General features: G+C 67.4%; 14 protein-coding genes and 2 pseudogenes. 9 read left to right on the top strand and 7 right to left on the bottom strand.

The window, feature by feature from the left end; all coding sequences use genetic code 11:
• The first annotated feature begins 76 nt into the window (after positions 1–76).
• A complete protein-coding gene (locus tag ACXDF8_RS23755; RefSeq protein WP_457225724.1) occupies positions 77–841 on the top strand; it encodes an SDR family NAD(P)-dependent oxidoreductase in 765 nt (254 codons plus the stop codon).
• Between the two features lie 14 nt (positions 842–855).
• On the opposite strand, the gene ACXDF8_RS23750 is transcribed toward ACXDF8_RS23755, so the two are convergent.
• From ACXDF8_RS23750 to ACXDF8_RS23735, 4 genes are read right to left on the bottom strand one after another with little or no spacing between them, the layout of a single operon-like run.
• Positions 856–1,629, bottom strand: a complete 774-nt coding sequence (locus ACXDF8_RS23750; protein WP_457225723.1) for an enoyl-CoA hydratase/isomerase family protein — start codon at positions 1,627–1,629, stop codon at positions 856–858.
• A gap of 4 nt (positions 1,630–1,633) precedes the next feature.
• Positions 1,634–2,734, bottom strand: coding sequence for an acyl-CoA dehydrogenase family protein (locus ACXDF8_RS23745; protein ID WP_457225722.1), 1,101 nt, complete (start codon positions 2,732–2,734; stop codon positions 1,634–1,636).
• Entirely contained in the window at positions 2,721–3,539 is an 819-nt protein-coding gene (locus ACXDF8_RS23740; RefSeq protein ID WP_457225721.1) for an acyl-CoA dehydrogenase family protein, read from the bottom strand. Before ACXDF8_RS23740 ends, ACXDF8_RS23745 begins: the two co-directional genes overlap by 14 nt.
• Complete coding sequence (locus ACXDF8_RS23735) at positions 3,517–4,911, bottom strand: class I adenylate-forming enzyme family protein (RefSeq protein WP_457225720.1); 1,395 nt, start codon at positions 4,909–4,911, stop codon at positions 3,517–3,519. The genes ACXDF8_RS23740 and ACXDF8_RS23735 overlap by 23 nt, the downstream gene beginning before the upstream one ends.
• 104 nt (positions 4,912–5,015) lie before the next feature.
• Here ACXDF8_RS23735 and ACXDF8_RS23730 point away from each other — a divergent pair.
• Positions 5,016–5,237, top strand: a pseudogene (locus ACXDF8_RS23730) (2Fe-2S iron-sulfur cluster-binding protein); the annotation flags it as partial.
• A gap of 12 nt (positions 5,238–5,249) precedes the next feature.
• Here the strand turns inward: ACXDF8_RS23730 and ACXDF8_RS23725 are convergent.
• Positions 5,250–5,604: pseudogene (locus ACXDF8_RS23725) on the bottom strand (methylmalonyl-CoA mutase family protein); the annotation flags it as partial.
• Positions 5,605–5,907: 303 nt separating this feature from the next.
• Here ACXDF8_RS23725 and ACXDF8_RS23720 point away from each other — a divergent pair.
• The 3 genes from ACXDF8_RS23720 (at position 5,908) to ACXDF8_RS23710 (ending at position 8,955) form a co-directional block, all read left to right on the top strand.
• The gene (locus ACXDF8_RS23720) at positions 5,908–7,794 is read left to right on the top strand and encodes an acetoacetate--CoA ligase (protein WP_457225750.1); all 1,887 of its coding nucleotides are present in this window, start codon (positions 5,908–5,910) and stop codon (positions 7,792–7,794) included.
• Between the two features lie 115 nt (positions 7,795–7,909).
• A complete protein-coding gene (locus ACXDF8_RS23715) occupies positions 7,910–8,170 on the top strand; it encodes a hypothetical protein (protein ID WP_457225719.1) in 261 nt (86 codons plus the stop codon).
• A 2-nt stretch (positions 8,171–8,172) separates the two neighbouring features.
• Entirely contained in the window at positions 8,173–8,955 is a 783-nt protein-coding gene (locus tag ACXDF8_RS23710) for an SDR family oxidoreductase (protein WP_457225718.1), read from the top strand.
• Here ACXDF8_RS23710 and ACXDF8_RS23705 read toward each other — a convergent pair.
• Positions 8,952–9,182, bottom strand: a complete 231-nt coding sequence (locus tag ACXDF8_RS23705; RefSeq protein ID WP_457225717.1) for a hypothetical protein — start codon at positions 9,180–9,182, stop codon at positions 8,952–8,954. The two genes, ACXDF8_RS23710 and ACXDF8_RS23705, sit on opposite strands and share 4 nt — an antisense overlap.
• Before the next feature lie 107 nt (positions 9,183–9,289).
• On the opposite strand from ACXDF8_RS23705, the gene ACXDF8_RS23700 reads away from it, so the two are divergent.
• Both ACXDF8_RS23700 and ACXDF8_RS23695 read left to right on the top strand, forming a co-directional pair.
• A complete protein-coding gene (locus ACXDF8_RS23700; RefSeq protein WP_457225716.1) occupies positions 9,290–9,826 on the top strand; it encodes a hypothetical protein in 537 nt (178 codons plus the stop codon).
• A gap of 198 nt (positions 9,827–10,024) precedes the next feature.
• On the top strand, positions 10,025–11,500 hold the full coding sequence (locus ACXDF8_RS23695) for a hypothetical protein (RefSeq protein WP_457225715.1): 1,476 nt from the start codon (positions 10,025–10,027) through the stop codon (positions 11,498–11,500).
• A gap of 101 nt (positions 11,501–11,601) precedes the next feature.
• On the opposite strand, the gene ACXDF8_RS23690 is transcribed toward ACXDF8_RS23695, so the two are convergent.
• On the bottom strand, positions 11,602–12,162 hold the full coding sequence (locus tag ACXDF8_RS23690; protein ID WP_457225714.1) for an Rv2240c family protein: 561 nt from the start codon (positions 12,160–12,162) through the stop codon (positions 11,602–11,604).
• Positions 12,163–12,561: 399 nt separating this feature from the next.
• Between ACXDF8_RS23690 and ACXDF8_RS23685 the strand changes: the two genes are divergently transcribed.
• Together ACXDF8_RS23685 and ACXDF8_RS23680 are read left to right on the top strand one after the other, a co-directional pair.
• The gene (locus ACXDF8_RS23685; protein ID WP_457225749.1) at positions 12,562–13,260 is read left to right on the top strand and encodes an MspA family porin; all 699 of its coding nucleotides are present in this window, start codon (positions 12,562–12,564) and stop codon (positions 13,258–13,260) included.
• A 222-nt stretch (positions 13,261–13,482) separates the two neighbouring features.
• Complete coding sequence (locus ACXDF8_RS23680) at positions 13,483–14,169, top strand: MspA family porin (protein ID WP_457225713.1); 687 nt, start codon at positions 13,483–13,485, stop codon at positions 14,167–14,169.
• Position 14,170 lies beyond the last annotated feature (1 nt).

Here is a 14,170-nt window from a genome sequence, read left to right as displayed (position 1 = left end):
CGATTGACCAATTTCAGCCGGCATGAGAATACTATTCTCATTGATTGAGAGCGCATGTTGCATGAAGGGTAACGCTATGCAGATCAGTGGGAGTTCGGCCGTCGTCTTCGGTGGCGCCGGTGGCCTCGGCGAGGCGACCGTGCGTCGACTGCACGGAGCCGGAGTCAAGGTCGTGATCGCCGACCTGGCCGACGACAAGGGCAAGGAACTCGCCGCCGAACTCGCCATCCCCTACGTGCGGACCGACGTCACGAACGACGACGACGTGCTGGCCGCGATCGCCGCGGCCGAGCAACTCGGACCGCTGCGCATCTCGGTGGACACCCACGGTGGTCCGGCCGGTGGCGGCAGGCTGGTCGGCAAGGACGGCTCCCCCATGGAGATGGAGGCATTCACCAAGACCATCACCTTCTACCTGACCGCGGTGTTCAACGTCATGCGACACGCCGCGGCCGCAATGGCGCGCCAGGAGCCCGACGAAAACGGGGCACGCGGGGTGATTATCAACACCGCGTCGATCGCCGCGTACGAAGGACAGATCGGGCAGCTGCCGTACTCGGCTGCCAAGGGTGGTGTTGTCGCCATGACTCTGGTTGCCGCACGGGATCTTTCACCGCTCGGCATCCGGGTGATGTCGATCGCGCCTGGCACCATCAACACCCCCGCCTACGGCAAGGCCGCCGACCAGCTCGAGGCCTACTGGGGCCCGCAGGTGCCGTTCCCGAAGCGGATGGGGCGCTCGGCCGAATACGGCGCGCTGGCGTTGTCGATCGCCGAGAACGACTATCTCAACGGCGAGACCATCCGATTGGACGGCGCGCTGCGCTTCCCGCCGAAGTAGTCCCCTCGCACGGGTTACTTCTTGGCTGACTTTTCCACGAGCCCGTCGACGATCCTGTTGAAGTCGGTGGTACCGAACGAGACGTACTCGGCGAGGTTGGCGTAGTCGAGTGAGGCCATCACCGACTTCTCCAGCTGCATGTTCATCAGCCGCTTGGTGGCCTCGACCGCTTGCTGCGGCAGTTCGATCAGTTTCTTCGCGCACGCGATCGCCTCGGACACCGGATCGGCGACAACATGATTCGCCAAACCGAGTTCCACGGCGCGCTGGGCCTGGATACGCACGCCGGTCAGTGCGAATTCCTTGGCCTGCAACAGGCTGATCTGCGATCCCCATACCAGCGGGCCACCGTCGGCGGCGACCAGTCCGATCTGGACGTGCGGGTCGGCAAAGAACGCCGTCTCGGCCATGTAGACAACATCGGAGAGTGCGGCCAGGCTGCAGCCCAGCCCGACAGCCGGTCCGTTGACGGCTGCGACGACCGGGATGCGGCAGCGAACCATGCCGATCACCAGGTCGCGGCCGTGTCTGATCGTTTTCTGCCGCAGCGCTTCGTCGTTGCGCAGTTCGTCGAGATAGGTGAAGTCACCGCCCGCGGAGAACGCCCGGCCCGCACCGGTGATGACGGCCGCCCGTGCGGAGGCGTCCTCGCCCAGCGCCGCCCAGATCCTGGCCAGCCCGACGTGCAAGTTGTCGTTGACGGCGTTGAGCTCCTCGGGCCGGTTCAGCGTGATGATGCGCAGCGGGCCGTCAGCCGTGACGTCGATTTCGTCTGGCATGTCGTACATGTCGTTAAACTCCCAGTCCCAGGATTCGTCCGGCAATGATGTTCTTCTGTATCTGTGACGTGCCGCCCATGACGCTCTGGGCACGGCTGTAGAGGTAGGCGCCGAACAACTCTTCGTCGCCGGTGCCGACGGCCGCCAGGATGGCATGGCCGACCGACTGCTCGGTCCAGGTCATCAGCAACTTGTCCAGTGAGCCGTCCGGTCCGTGCTTGATGCCGTCGAGTTGCTCGCAAAGACGCCTACGCACGTGCAGCCGCAGCATCTCGGTCTGCACCCAGGCCCACGACAACTCGTCGGGCGCCGGACCCTCGACACGAGATGCCATCTGGCGCACCAGTTTCCCGTAGCGCGCCGAATAGCCCAGCGTCGATGGTTCGCGCTCGTGGCCGACCACCGTCATCGCCAGCTTCCAGCCGTCACCTGGCACGCCGACCATATTCGCCGCCGGCACCCGCGCCCCGTCGAATTCGACCTGACCGAATTCCTTGGTGACACCGCTGATCATCTTCAGCGGCCGCTGAACGATCCCGGGCTGGTGCATGCTGACGATGAACGCCGAGATGCCCTTGTGCTTGGGCATGTGTTTGGGTACACCATCGCCCGTGCGAGCCAGGACCAGACACCAGTCGGCGCAATCGGAATAGCTGGTCCAGACCTTGTGACCGTTGATGATGTAGTCGTCGCCGTCGCGGGTCGCGGTCGTGGTCAGCGCGGCCAAGTCCGAACCGGCGCCCGGCTCGGAGAATCCCTGACACCAGCGCTCGGTGCCATTGATCATGCCGGGCAGGAATCGCTGTCGCAGTTCCTCACTGCCGTGATGACTCAGTCCCACCACCAGATAACCGAGACTCGGCCGTGCCGGCGCCCCGGCCTTGGCGATCTCCTCGTCGACGATCACGTCGAATACCGTCGGCAAGCCCTGGCCACCGTACTCCAAAGGCCACGAGGTGCCGAAAAACCCGGCGGCATACAGTGCCTGATGCCACTCCCCCGCCGTGGCCCAGTAGGCGTCGCCCGACGTCGGGAACTTCCCCTTCTGTTCTTTCAGCCAGCCACGCAGCCGCTCCCGGAAATCGGCCTCTTCCGGGGAATCACGAAAGTCCAATGGTCAACTCCTCCAGCTTGACGGGCCAGGCCTCGGTGGCGGCCAGCACCCGACGTAGATAGACATGGGCGAGGCACTCCCAGGTGTTGCCGATGCCGCCGTGCACCTGGATCGAGTTCTCGCAGACCGTCAATGCCGCGCGTGCGCAGTAGATTTTGGCTACCCGGGCGGCCTCGACCGCCGCGTCGGCGGGTAAGTCGTCGATCGCCCAGGCGGCATGGCGCAGCACGCTGACCGATCCCTCGATCAGTGCGAGACCCTCAGCCAGCAGGTGAGCCACCGCCTGATAGGAGCCGATTGCCGCACCGTACTGCTCACGCACCTTGGCGTATTCGGTTGCCAGCGTGTGTGCTCCGCGGGTAGCGCCGACGAGATCGGCGCAGGTGATCGTCAGCGCGAGCGCGTACCACCGCTCGGCGTCTTCGTTACTCAGTTCGGCTAGCTCGGGCGGTGATTCGACCGCCCCGGCCAGGCTTCGGGTCAGATCGATTGACTCGTAACCGGCGGCAGGCGGCGGCGGCACGGTGCGGCCGACCAGCCGGGACAGGTCGTCGGCGAGCACCGGGCCGAGGAACGGCACATCGATCAGCCCGCGGGCGAATTCCTCTGCCACCAAGGCCACTTCGACTCCGCTGGCCCCGTCGGACCGCAGCGACCGCCAGCCTGTGGCGTCGAGCGTCTTGGCCAGCCGCGTCCGCCGACCTTCGTCGTCGAGGTCGGCGACCGAACCGGGGCCGAAATCATCGGCCAGCCGGGCCGCGGCATCGCGCAACTGCCGCTGCTCACTGGTCAGACGGACGTCCATACCGCTCCTTGAGAACTCGACGCAACGCCTTGCCCGATGGCAGGCGCGGGATTTCAGCGACGAACACGACTTCACGCGGACGTTTGTAGGTCGCCAGCTTCTCGGTGATCAGCGCGTCCAGTTCGTCGGCACCGATCGGCTCAGCGGTCACGACGGCGGCGACGACGGCTTCGCCGTCTCTGGCGTGGGGTATCCCGAACACCGCGCAGTCCGCCACGGCAGGATGGCCGTGGAGCACGGACTCGACCTCGGCCGGGGCCACCTGGAAGCCGCGCACCTTGATCATCTCCTTGAGCCGGTCGGTGATTCGCAGCCAACCGTCGTCGAGGTAGCCGATGTCCCCGGTGCGGTACCAACCGTCAATGAAGGCCTCAGCGGTCGCTTCCTCCGGCAGATAGCCGGCCATCGCCGAATCCGAGCGCACCTGGATCTCGCCGACGTCACCGGGTTCGACCGGCGTACCGGTCTCGATCGAGCAGATGCGTACCTGCGGGATGGGCCGTCCCACGGTGTCCAGTCGGGCCGCGTCGCGGGGGCAACAGGCGATGACCGGTACCTCGCTGGTGCCGTAGGCGGAGATCCAGCCGACACCGGTCCGCCGCGTCACCGCCTCGGCGACACTGGCGGTCACCGGAGTGGCACACCACATCATGTAGCGCAGCGAGGACAGGTCGAAGGCGTCCAGTTTCGGGTGTGCCGCCATCGCCAAAGCAATTGGCGCGACGGTTATTTCGACGGTGATGCGGTCTATCTGGATGTGGCGCAGCATGCTGTCGATGTCGAACCGGCGGTGCAGGCGCATCCACGCGCCGGCGTCCAGGACGGTGGCAATGTTGAGCAGGCCGAGGATGTGCGACGGAGGTGTCATGATCTGCATCCGGTCGGCGGCCGTCAGTCCCAACGCCGCTCGCCAGTGCCGCACCGCCACCGCCAGCGAACGATGGGTGTGTCGGACGGCTTTGGGCATGCCGGTGGTCCCGGAGCTGAAGACCAGTACGGCATCACCGTCGGGGTCGGGCTCGACACTCGTCGGCTCCCCCGGAGTGATGGGTTCGTCCAGGCTGAACATCGGCATCACATCGGCCAGCACCGGATTGTCCCCGACGGCGTGGTCGGTGCCCGCCACGTCCAGCGCGTGGCCGACGTCGGCGGCCTTCCATGCCGGACTGATCAGCACCGCTGTGGCGCCCAGCTGCCAGATGGCCTGGACGGCGAAGACGAACTCTGGCCGCGTCGACGACATCAACGCCACCCGCTGGCCGGCCCGCACCCCTCGGCGCGCCAACGCGTCGGCCATACCGGCGGACAGCGCGTCGACCTGGGATCGCGTGTAGGTACGGTCCTCGAAGGCGAGCACGGTCACGTCGCCCACGGCGCGATCCGCTCGAACATGTTCAGTGCCAATCCCATCGACGGAGCTTCAGACGACGAGAACATACTATCGTTGCTAGAGAACAGTATTCTCATTTAGGCAGAATGCTAATGAGGGGCACCGGAGGAGTGAAGTGCATGGCCACCGCGACGATCACGCTGGACGGTAAGACGTTGACGGTGCCCGCCAGTCCCGGCGAAACCCTGCTGAAGTCCGCGCGCCGAGCGGGCATGACGCCGCCGTACAGCTGCGAGGCCGGAAACTGCGGCACCTGCATCGCCACGGTCATCGCCGGGGTGGCCTCGATGCGGGCCACCGGGGTGCTTTGAGGGGTAATAGCGTTGTCCCGCACGGCATTTAGCGATCTCCTCGAAGAAGTCGCCGTGGGTGTAGAAGAAAGAACGAGATCTGCGGAGCGAACTGGTCGATGGCCATGAGGCCGCTTTCGACGACCGTGTCGCAGTAGGTCACGCCATCGGCGAGAGTTCTCGGTGGCGCAGAACTCGATGGTGTGGGCGATGAGTCGCAGCGAGGGCTCCGGCGGCCAGATCCAGGTACTGCTCGAGTAGGTACCGAAAGCGCTGGTTCGATTCCTCGGCCGTCCCGAAGCCCCGAATACTGCCGGAAGGTCCGCAGCCGTCCGCGGTAGCCGTTGGCGAAAGCGCCGCGGGTGAACGGGAAGGCACCCGGCATGGGAGGATCGCCGACGCGGTCGGCAGGCCCATCGACCAGCCGCAGAGGGAGTCCCGACGAATGTGTGGCCGGTGTGGTCCATCGCTGGATAACGTACTTGCAGATTAAGAGAATGCCGATACCGTTTGCGACATGCCGTGTGCATGAAAGGATGTATTCCCTGCTAGGCGAGCTTTCATCACCGGCCCAAGGCGCCGTGGACGGCGCCAAAAAGAATCGAGAGAGGACGTAGGAGTGCCGCGCACCGACGGACCCGAACGGGACGCCGAACCCCAGTGGAGCCGATTCGCCCGAACCGCCGGGCTGCGCCACGGCGCACCCGGTGGGGGTTACCCCGAGCTGTGGCGGTGGTCGGTCGATCACCCGGGCCAGTTCTGGCGCGCGGTCTGGGAGTACTTCGACGTGCACGCCGACACCGGCCCCGCGCCCGGCGAGGACGGCGTGCTCGCCGACGCGGCAATGCCGGGCGCCCGGTGGTTCCCCGGCGTGCGGCTGAACTACGTCGACCAGATCCTGCGGCACCGCAATCGCACCGGTACCGCGATCGTCGGCATCGACGAGGACGGCACCCGCACCGCGATCGGCTGGACAGAGTTGGCCGGGCACGTCGGGGCGGTCGCCGCGGAGCTGCGCCGGCTCGGCGTCGAACCCGGCGACCGGGTGGCCGGCTACCTACCCGACGTCGCCGAGGCCATGGTCGCCTTCCTCGCCACCGCCGCGATCGGTGCCGTGTGGTCGGCGTGCGGGCAGGACTACGCCCCCGAAGGTGCGGCGGCCCGCCTGGCTCAGCTGGGGCCCAAGGTGTTGTTCAGCGCGGACGGCTACCGGCTCGGCGGCCGCTGGATCGACAAACGCGCCGACACCGCCGAGCTGCTGAACCTGCTACCCGGCGAACCGCATCTGCTGGTGCTCGGCGGTGAGCGCTACCGCAATCTGGTAGCCGAGCCGGTGGAGCCCGACGTCGCCCCCGTCGCTTTCGACCACCCGCTGTGGGTGCTGTTCAGTTCCGGCACCACCGGCAAGCCCAAGGGCATCGTGCACGGCCACGGCGGCGTGGTGCTCGAACACCTCAAAGCCGTTGTGCTCCATGCCGATCTCGGCCCAGACGACGTGTTCTTCTGGCAGACGGCGCTGAGCTGGATGATGTGGAACTTCCGGATCGCCGGCCTGATGTGCGGGGCGACGGTGATCTGCTACAGCGGCCACCCGCTCTACCCCGACGCCGATCGGTTGTGGCAGATCCTCGCAGACGAGAAGGTCACCTACTTCGGTACCAGCCCGGGACACCTGCAGGCCGGGCGCAAGGCCGGCCTGCATCCGGGCGCCGACCACGACCTGCATCGGCTGGCCACCATCGGCAGCACCGGCTCGCCGCTGCCGGCGGATCTGTTCGACTGGGTGCACGACGAGGTCGGCGAGCACGTCACGGTTTCCTCGATCAGCGGCGGCACCGACGTGGTGACGGCCTTCGCCGGCGGGACGGCCGGTGTTCCCGGCGTCGCCGGCGAACTCACCACCCGATACCTCGGGGTGGCCCTGCAGAGCTGGTCGCCGCGCCGCGAGCCGCTGATCGGCGAAGTCGGCGAGATGGTGATCACCACGCCGATGCCGTCGATGCCGGTCTGCTTCTGGAACGACGACGATGGAAGCCGCTACCGCGCAGCATATTTCGATCACCAGTGGGAGGACGGCGCTACCGGCGCCGCGCCCCCGAACGTGTGGCGGCACGGCGACTGGGTCACGGTGACCGAGACCGGTTCGCTGATCATCCACGGGCGCAGCGACGCCACGCTCAACCGGCACGGCATCCGGATGGGCTCGGCCGACATCTACGAGGTGGTGGAAGCGCTCGACGAGGTCGCCGAAGCGTTCGTGCTGGGTGTCGACGGCCCGGACGGCGCCTATTGGATGCCGCTGTTCGTCACGCTGACCCCGGGCCACAGGCTGGACGACGAGCTGATCGCCACCATCCGTTCGGCGATCCGGACCAAGCTCTCGCCACGGCACGTGCCCGACGAGATCCTCGAAGCGCCGGGGATCCCCCATACCCGCACCGGCAAGAAACTCGAAGTGCCGGTCACGGCGATCCTCGCGGGGCACACCGACGTGTCGCTGGACCCGCGCTCGATCGACGATCCCGGCCTCATCGACTGGTACCGCGAGCAGGGCCGGTCCCATCGCTGGAACTGAGCGGGCCGTTCTCGGATCCGAGCCGACGCCGGCACGCCGGCCACTGGCCCGTCGACGCGATCAGCATGTCTGGGCCGGTCGTCTACATTCGACACAACGGCATTGGGAGGCGCACATGATCAAGCTCGAACTGCCCTACGTCACCGTGACGGTCGACGACCGGTTCCGCAAGAGGCTGGCTTTCGCCGGCGAACGCCTGCGGGTGACGGTGACCGCATATCTGCGCAACGCCGCCGACGACCTCGACGGCGTTGGCCGCAAGGCCACCGCCGCGTGCCAGAGTGCCGCCGCCCGCGTCGACACCGCCATGGCGGCGGCCAACACCCGGCTCGATCCGCAGCCCCGGGTCGCACCACCGAAGCTGAGAGTGGTCTAGCGGTGCCGGCCGGGGCCGTCTTCGTCACCGGCGCCGCGGCCGGCATCGGCCGGGCGATTGCCCTGACGTTTGCGCGACACGGGTACCGCGTCGGCGCCTACGACATCGACCTCGACGGCTTGGCTGCCGTCCGCGATGAGATCGCCGATCACGGCGGCGAGGTTGTCGTCGGGCGACTCGACGTCACCGACGCCGACCAATGGGCGGTCCGCTTAGCCGAATTCACCGGCAGCTCAGGACAACTGGACATCCTGGTCAACAACGCCGGGGTGCTGACGACGGGCGCTTTCCAGGATGTCGCGCTGAGCACGCACCGGCAGATGGTCGACATCAACTTCTACGGCGCGTTGGCCGGGCTGCACGCCGCGTTCCCCTATCTGCGGGACACCCCGAACGCCCAGGTGGTCAACATGTGCTCGGCGTCGGCGATCTACGGCCAGCCCGAACTCGCCACCTACTCGGCCACCAAGTTCGCCCTGCGCGCGCTGACCGAGGCACTCGAGCTCGAGTGGCGCCGCTACGGGATCCGGGTGCTGGCCATATGGCCACTGTTCGTCAAGACGGCCATGACCGCCGGTGTCGAGACCGGCAGCACCAAGTCCCTGGGGGTGAACCTTGAACCGAGCGATGTGGCCGCCGCGGTGTACGCGGCCACCCGTCGACGACGCGGGCCGGCCAGGGTGCACTACCCCGTCGGACGCCAGACGCAGGTCTTCGCCGCGATGTCTCAGGTGACACCCAACTGGGTGCAACGACTGATCACCCGGACAGTGACCCGCACCTAGCCGATCGCCGTGTAGGGCTTGCGCGGCGGCTGCTGGTTCTGCCGAAATGATTGGCACAGGCCAAGATTGCTGGCCACGCACGGCACGCCGTTGATCGTGGGAGCGCTGCCTTTCAGATAGCACTGACCGGTGTACTGATTGGTGGCATGCCCAGGTGGGCAACTGTCGGCGACGGCTGCCGGACTGGCGATAAGGACACCCGCCACCGCCACGACAGCCCCCACCATGTGAGTAACCAGTCGCCGCAGCCGCGGTATCACGTCGTCGCACCCGTCATCTTGTCTTGGAGCCTACGCGCGCAGCGCTGCCAGCGGCCGTGGTTAGGATCCTTGGCATGCCGGAGCCGACCCAGAAGCCGGAAGCGTCGCCCGCTTCTCATCACTCCGCCCACGACTTTAGATCGGCGCCGCGCTGGATGGGCCCAGCGGCTCTCACGCTGTCACTGATCGCTGTGGCCGCCGCTGGCTGGGCGGTGCTGCGCCCGCAGCCGACCATGCCGGCGACGCCACCGCCGGCCGGCGTCGAGTCGCAGCCCGGCGATCCGAAGGCCGCTGCCTGCGACGCCTACCGGACCGTGAGTGCCGCGGTGTCGCTACAGACGCACGCCGACGCCGGCAGCGACCCGGCGGCGGTGCAAGGTGTTGCCGCCAACGCCCGATTGGCGATGGCCGGGGGCGCGACCTACCTGTTGGCCCATGTCAGTTCCGCGACGCCGGCGGAGTTGGCCGAGACGATGCGCCGCTTCGCCGCGGGATTGCAGGACATCTCGATGAACGCGCTCGCCGGTGTAACCAACACCGATCCTGCTCAGGCCGCTCGCCTCCAAGATGCCCAAGCGGCCAGCAATCGGCTCGTCGAGCTCTGCAAGTAGCCCTCACGGCGGTCCTGCAAGCTCGAGTTCAGTTGGCGTTTGGATGAAGTTCGGCAATGAGCCAAGTGGGCGCCAGTCCAGGGTAAGGGTTGTCTCATTGGATTCTCCTGCAGTGACAACTCGCCGCAATCGCCGGCGGAACGTCTTCTTTTGAAGGGAATTCCGATCTTGTCCAAACACCGCAAGAAATCGCCACGCGTGGCAGCGCCGAGCTTCGTCACGACGGGCGTCGCCGGTGCGGCGATGGTGGGCGCGGGCGTCTTGTTCGCCATCACCGATACACCCCAGCAGAGCACCGCATCGGCCATCAGGCTGGCGTCGGCCGAGTGCGAGATCGGCTCGACCAGCTGCACCAGCCTGAGCACGCTGTCGGGCAAGTCCACCGCGACTGTGGCCGGACTGGCCGCCTCGGCCACCGGCAACCCGGTCGCCGACTTCGTGTCGATCTTCGTCAGCAACGGCACTGCCGAGCATCCCAACGGTGGTCTGCTCATCGGCAACGGCTACAGCTACAGCGCTGCCGATACGCAGTGCGCCAGCGCGGCCTGCAACGGCGGCAAGAGCGGCCTGCTGATGGGTAACGGCGGAAACGGCTACAACGGTGGAAACGGCGGCAGCGCCGGCCTGTTCGGTAATGGCGGCAACGGCGGCGATGCCCTGAGTGCTGACATCAACGGCGGTAAGGGTGGAAACGGCGGCAACGGCGGCTTGTTCGCCGGCGCATCCAGCTCCGGTGCATTGTTCGGCGGCGGCGGGGGCAACGGCGGTAAGGGTATCGCCGGCGGTGACGGCGGAAATGGCGGCAGCGCAGGACTTTTCGCTGGTAGCGGCGGCAAGGGCGGCGACGGCGGCGCCAGCACGACGGCCGGCACGGCCGGCGGCAACGGCGGCAACGGCGGCAACGCAGCCAGCCTGCCGGTCGTGGGTGGCGGCAGCGCGGGTGCCGGCGGCAACGGTGGTAGCGGGTACAGCGGCGGAGCGGCCGGAACCGACGGCGGCAACGGCGGCAACGGCGGCAACGGCGGCCAGTACGGCTCAGCCGCGGGTGGCGCCGGCGGCTCCGGCGGCACGGGTGGCGCCGGCACCGCGACCGGCGGCAACGGCGGCAGCGGCGGAACCGGCGGAACCGGCGGCAGGGTCGCCGGTAGCGGCGGCGCGGGCGGAACCGGTGGCTCCGGTGGTGTGGGGGGGACCGGCGCGGGCGGTAATGGTGGCTCCGGTGGCTCCGGTGGTACCGGTGGCCTGACCGGCAATGGCGGCTCCGGCGCGGCCGGTGGCGACGGCGGCGCAGGCGCCACCACCGGTGGCTCGGGCGGTAGCGGCGGTGCCGGCGGCCTGGGCGGCAACAACGGCGGTAGCGGCGGCAGCGGCGGCAAGGGCGCGACCGGAGCGACCGGCGGCACCGGCGGCACCGGCGGCAAAGGCGGTTTCGGCGCGATCAGCGGCGGCGCCGGCGGCAACGGCGGCACCGGCGGCACCGGCGCGTCCACCGGTTCGGGCGGTAAGGGCGGCAACGGAGCTAACGGTGGCACCAGCGTGCTCAACGGTGGCAAGGGCGGCAACGGCGGCACCGGCGGTAAGGGCGGCTCCACCAGCGGCAAGCCCGGCCAGCTCGGCGGCGGGTCGCTGGGATCCACGCCCGGCAAGGGGGGTACCGGCGGCGACGGCGGCTAGTCCAGTCCCCCAACAGGAATCGGCCCCCTCCGCAAGGAGGGGGCCGATTTCGTCGGGCTGGGAAATTTCGTCGGGCAGCGATTCGAGCGACCCGTCCGCTACTAGGCTCGGGCGCCGTTCAGCGCGCAGGCCATCTGCGCATTGTTGGCGTCGGTGTTCATATCGTCGGCGGTTGAGTTCAATGAGTCGCCACCGCCGCGAACTCCCATGATCACAAGGAGCTTTGTGGCATGCAATGACCACGAGCGCATCGGTGCCGCAACGTCACCGGGCAACCCCGGCGTCGACGCTGCCGCCAAACCGGCGGCCGCAGCCTCCCGTAAGGCTGTGCGGCCCAGGACATTCGAGTCGACAACGCTCGGATCCTGATAGTTCACGTTGTTCCCGCTGCCCGCGGTGGCGTAAGCGAAGTCCTCGTAGTGCGTGGCCGCGAAGTCCAGGGCGGCCCCGAACTGCTTGCATGCGTCGGCCACTGCACCGATGTCCGGGCCGTCCGGCGGCGTCGCCGCCGACACGTTGACCGGGGCGGGGTCTGATGTGGGAGCAGGAGATTCGGTCTGCGCGTCCGGATCGGCGGAGGCATTGGGTATCGCGAGCACCGTCAGCCCGGACGCCATCAGCGCGGCCGCCAACGTGCGGGCGTATGTCCGTGACGATTTCATCGCTTCCTCCTGGGTCGTGGGCTTCCTTGAAACGTGGCTCCCCCGAACCGTCCGGCTGGAAGTAGTTCCTAACCAGGCCTAAGCGGACCCGCAGCCTCAGGGCTCCTCAGGGTCAGGCCAAGCCATGATCGGTCGGGCTGCTGTCCGAATGGTGAACGGGCGACCAACACCGAGCACCGCCGGGGGATCCATCCGATGTCATCTGCACCCCGGCACCCATCGGACCCGGGACGTCCAGGACGACAAGCCGCTTGCATCAACCGCATAACGAAATGACGCCCGGTAGATGGCAATCCGGCGGGAACTGTTGGTGGGGTGTTTACCATTGCGACACTCGCCGACTCAATGATTCCACCGAACGACACCGTGGACACCGACGACGAGAGGCGCCAACACGACATGTTGAAACGCTTTGCCGCACTGGCCGGATTATGCCTGCTGGTCCCGACAGGAGCGGCTCCTATCGCGCTGGCCGACCCGCCGGCCGACCCCAATGTGGCGCCCGTCGCCAACGCCGTCCCGGCGCCCGGCGGACCGGCCGGGCCGGTACCCTCAGGTCCGGCCGGTGTGCTCAACACCCCCGATGGGTGGGTGCTCAACGTCTCCGGTAAGGACGAGTCCATGGAGCCGGTGGCTTCCCTGACGAACTCCCCCTGGTCTCGCGAGTACCTGGTCGACGGAACTTTCACCGGATCGGTGACGGGTTCGGGCGACACTAAACTGGCCGGCGGCACCTTGGAGGCCGGCTACCAGATCGGCTGCGGCATCATCCAGGACGACATCGAGTCGATCGCCACCGGCGGCATCACCCCCGGCGTCGGCATCCCCTTCGTGAACGGCTCGCTGCTGCCGGTCACCCTCGGGCTCTCAGCGGCCTACCAGATGAAGATCGACCTCAAGCCCGGTGTCGTGAACATCGTTCCGGTAGGCAAGAAGTCGTTCAAGGGCACCAACCCGCGGGTGTCGATCACCGGATTCCGCATCAAGATCGACGGTTGCGCGGGGCAGTCCTTCATCCGCTCCTACGCGACACTGACTAGCTCGACCGACAACACCGACGACGTGGTGACCTATCTCGGCGTTACCAAAGCCGTTTAGTTACAACTCCATACTGTCGTTCTCGTGGATCGGCTGCCCACCGGCGAAGTGGGTTGAGGGGCAGCCGATCCGCACCACCCGAAGCCTTTAGCGAGGGTTCCGGTGGAGCAATTTCGAAGGTGCCGCGCGTTGCCGCTGTGCTCACCGCGCGAACACCCCCTCGATCGATGATTTGCCCAGAAATACCACCAGTGAGTTTCAGACGGAAGGCGCCGACACGACATGTTGCATCGCTTTGCCACCGCGGCCGCAGTTTGCCTGCTGATCCCGATGGGAGCGGCTCCGCTCGCGTTGGCCGATCCGCCGGCCGACCCCACGGTGCCGGTCTCTGACGCCGGCGCTCCCCCGCCCCCACCAGACAACGGCGCCGTCGCGTCCGGAGTCCCGGGAATCGCGAAGACCCCGGACGGCCGGACGTTGACGGTCGTCGCCAAGGACGAGATCCAGCTGCCGGTAGCACCTTTGACCACGTCGCTGTCCTCGCGTGACTGGGTGGTCGGTGGCACCTTCACCGGCACCACCACCGGCTCGGTTGCCGGGGGAACACTTGAGGCCGGCTACCAGATCGGCTGCGGCGTCGAGATGGACAAGGTCAAGCTCATCGGCTCGGTCGGCGCCAGCTTGGGTAACGCCAGCCTCAGCAGCTCGGGCTTGTCGCTACCCGGAACGATCAGCTTCCCCGTCCAGGGGCAGATCGAGGTCGATCCCCGGCCGGGAACCATCACCAACGTGGTTGTCGACAAGAAGTCGTTCAAGGGCACGTCGGCCCGCGTCACCCTCAAGGACATCCACATCAAGATCGACAACTGCGTCGGCGCATCGACGCTGCGCTCGTACGCGGTGCTGACCAGTTCGGGTACCGATGCCGACGACATCGTCGCCTACTACGGCATCGCCAAGGTGTTCTGAC

Source organism: Mycolicibacterium sp. CBM1, from assembly GCF_054073305.1.
Note: the sequence above shows the minus strand (reverse complement) of the source record. Positions and strands in the feature narration are given on the sequence as shown.

Bases quoted from the DNA above. Each gene is read 5' to 3' on its own strand.
- ACXDF8_RS23750 (WP_457225723.1), bottom strand. From the start codon at position 1,629: ATGTACGACATGCCAGACGAAATCGACGTCACGGCTGACGGCCCGCTG.
- ACXDF8_RS23690 (WP_457225714.1), bottom strand. From the start codon at position 12,162: ATGAAATCGTCACGGACATACGCCCGCACGTTGGCGGCCGCGCTGATG.
- ACXDF8_RS23700 (WP_457225716.1), top strand. From the start codon at position 9,290: ATGCCGGAGCCGACCCAGAAGCCGGAAGCGTCGCCCGCTTCTCATCAC.
- ACXDF8_RS23705 (WP_457225717.1), bottom strand. From the start codon at position 9,182: ATGGTGGGGGCTGTCGTGGCGGTGGCGGGTGTCCTTATCGCCAGTCCG.
- ACXDF8_RS23715 (WP_457225719.1), top strand. From the start codon at position 7,910: ATGATCAAGCTCGAACTGCCCTACGTCACCGTGACGGTCGACGACCGG.
- ACXDF8_RS23755 (WP_457225724.1), top strand. From the start codon at position 77: ATGCAGATCAGTGGGAGTTCGGCCGTCGTCTTCGGTGGCGCCGGTGGC.
- ACXDF8_RS23680 (WP_457225713.1), top strand. From the start codon at position 13,483: ATGTTGCATCGCTTTGCCACCGCGGCCGCAGTTTGCCTGCTGATCCCG.
- ACXDF8_RS23685 (WP_457225749.1), top strand. From the start codon at position 12,562: ATGTTGAAACGCTTTGCCGCACTGGCCGGATTATGCCTGCTGGTCCCG.
- ACXDF8_RS23740 (WP_457225721.1), bottom strand. From the start codon at position 3,539: ATGGACGTCCGTCTGACCAGTGAGCAGCGGCAGTTGCGCGATGCCGCG.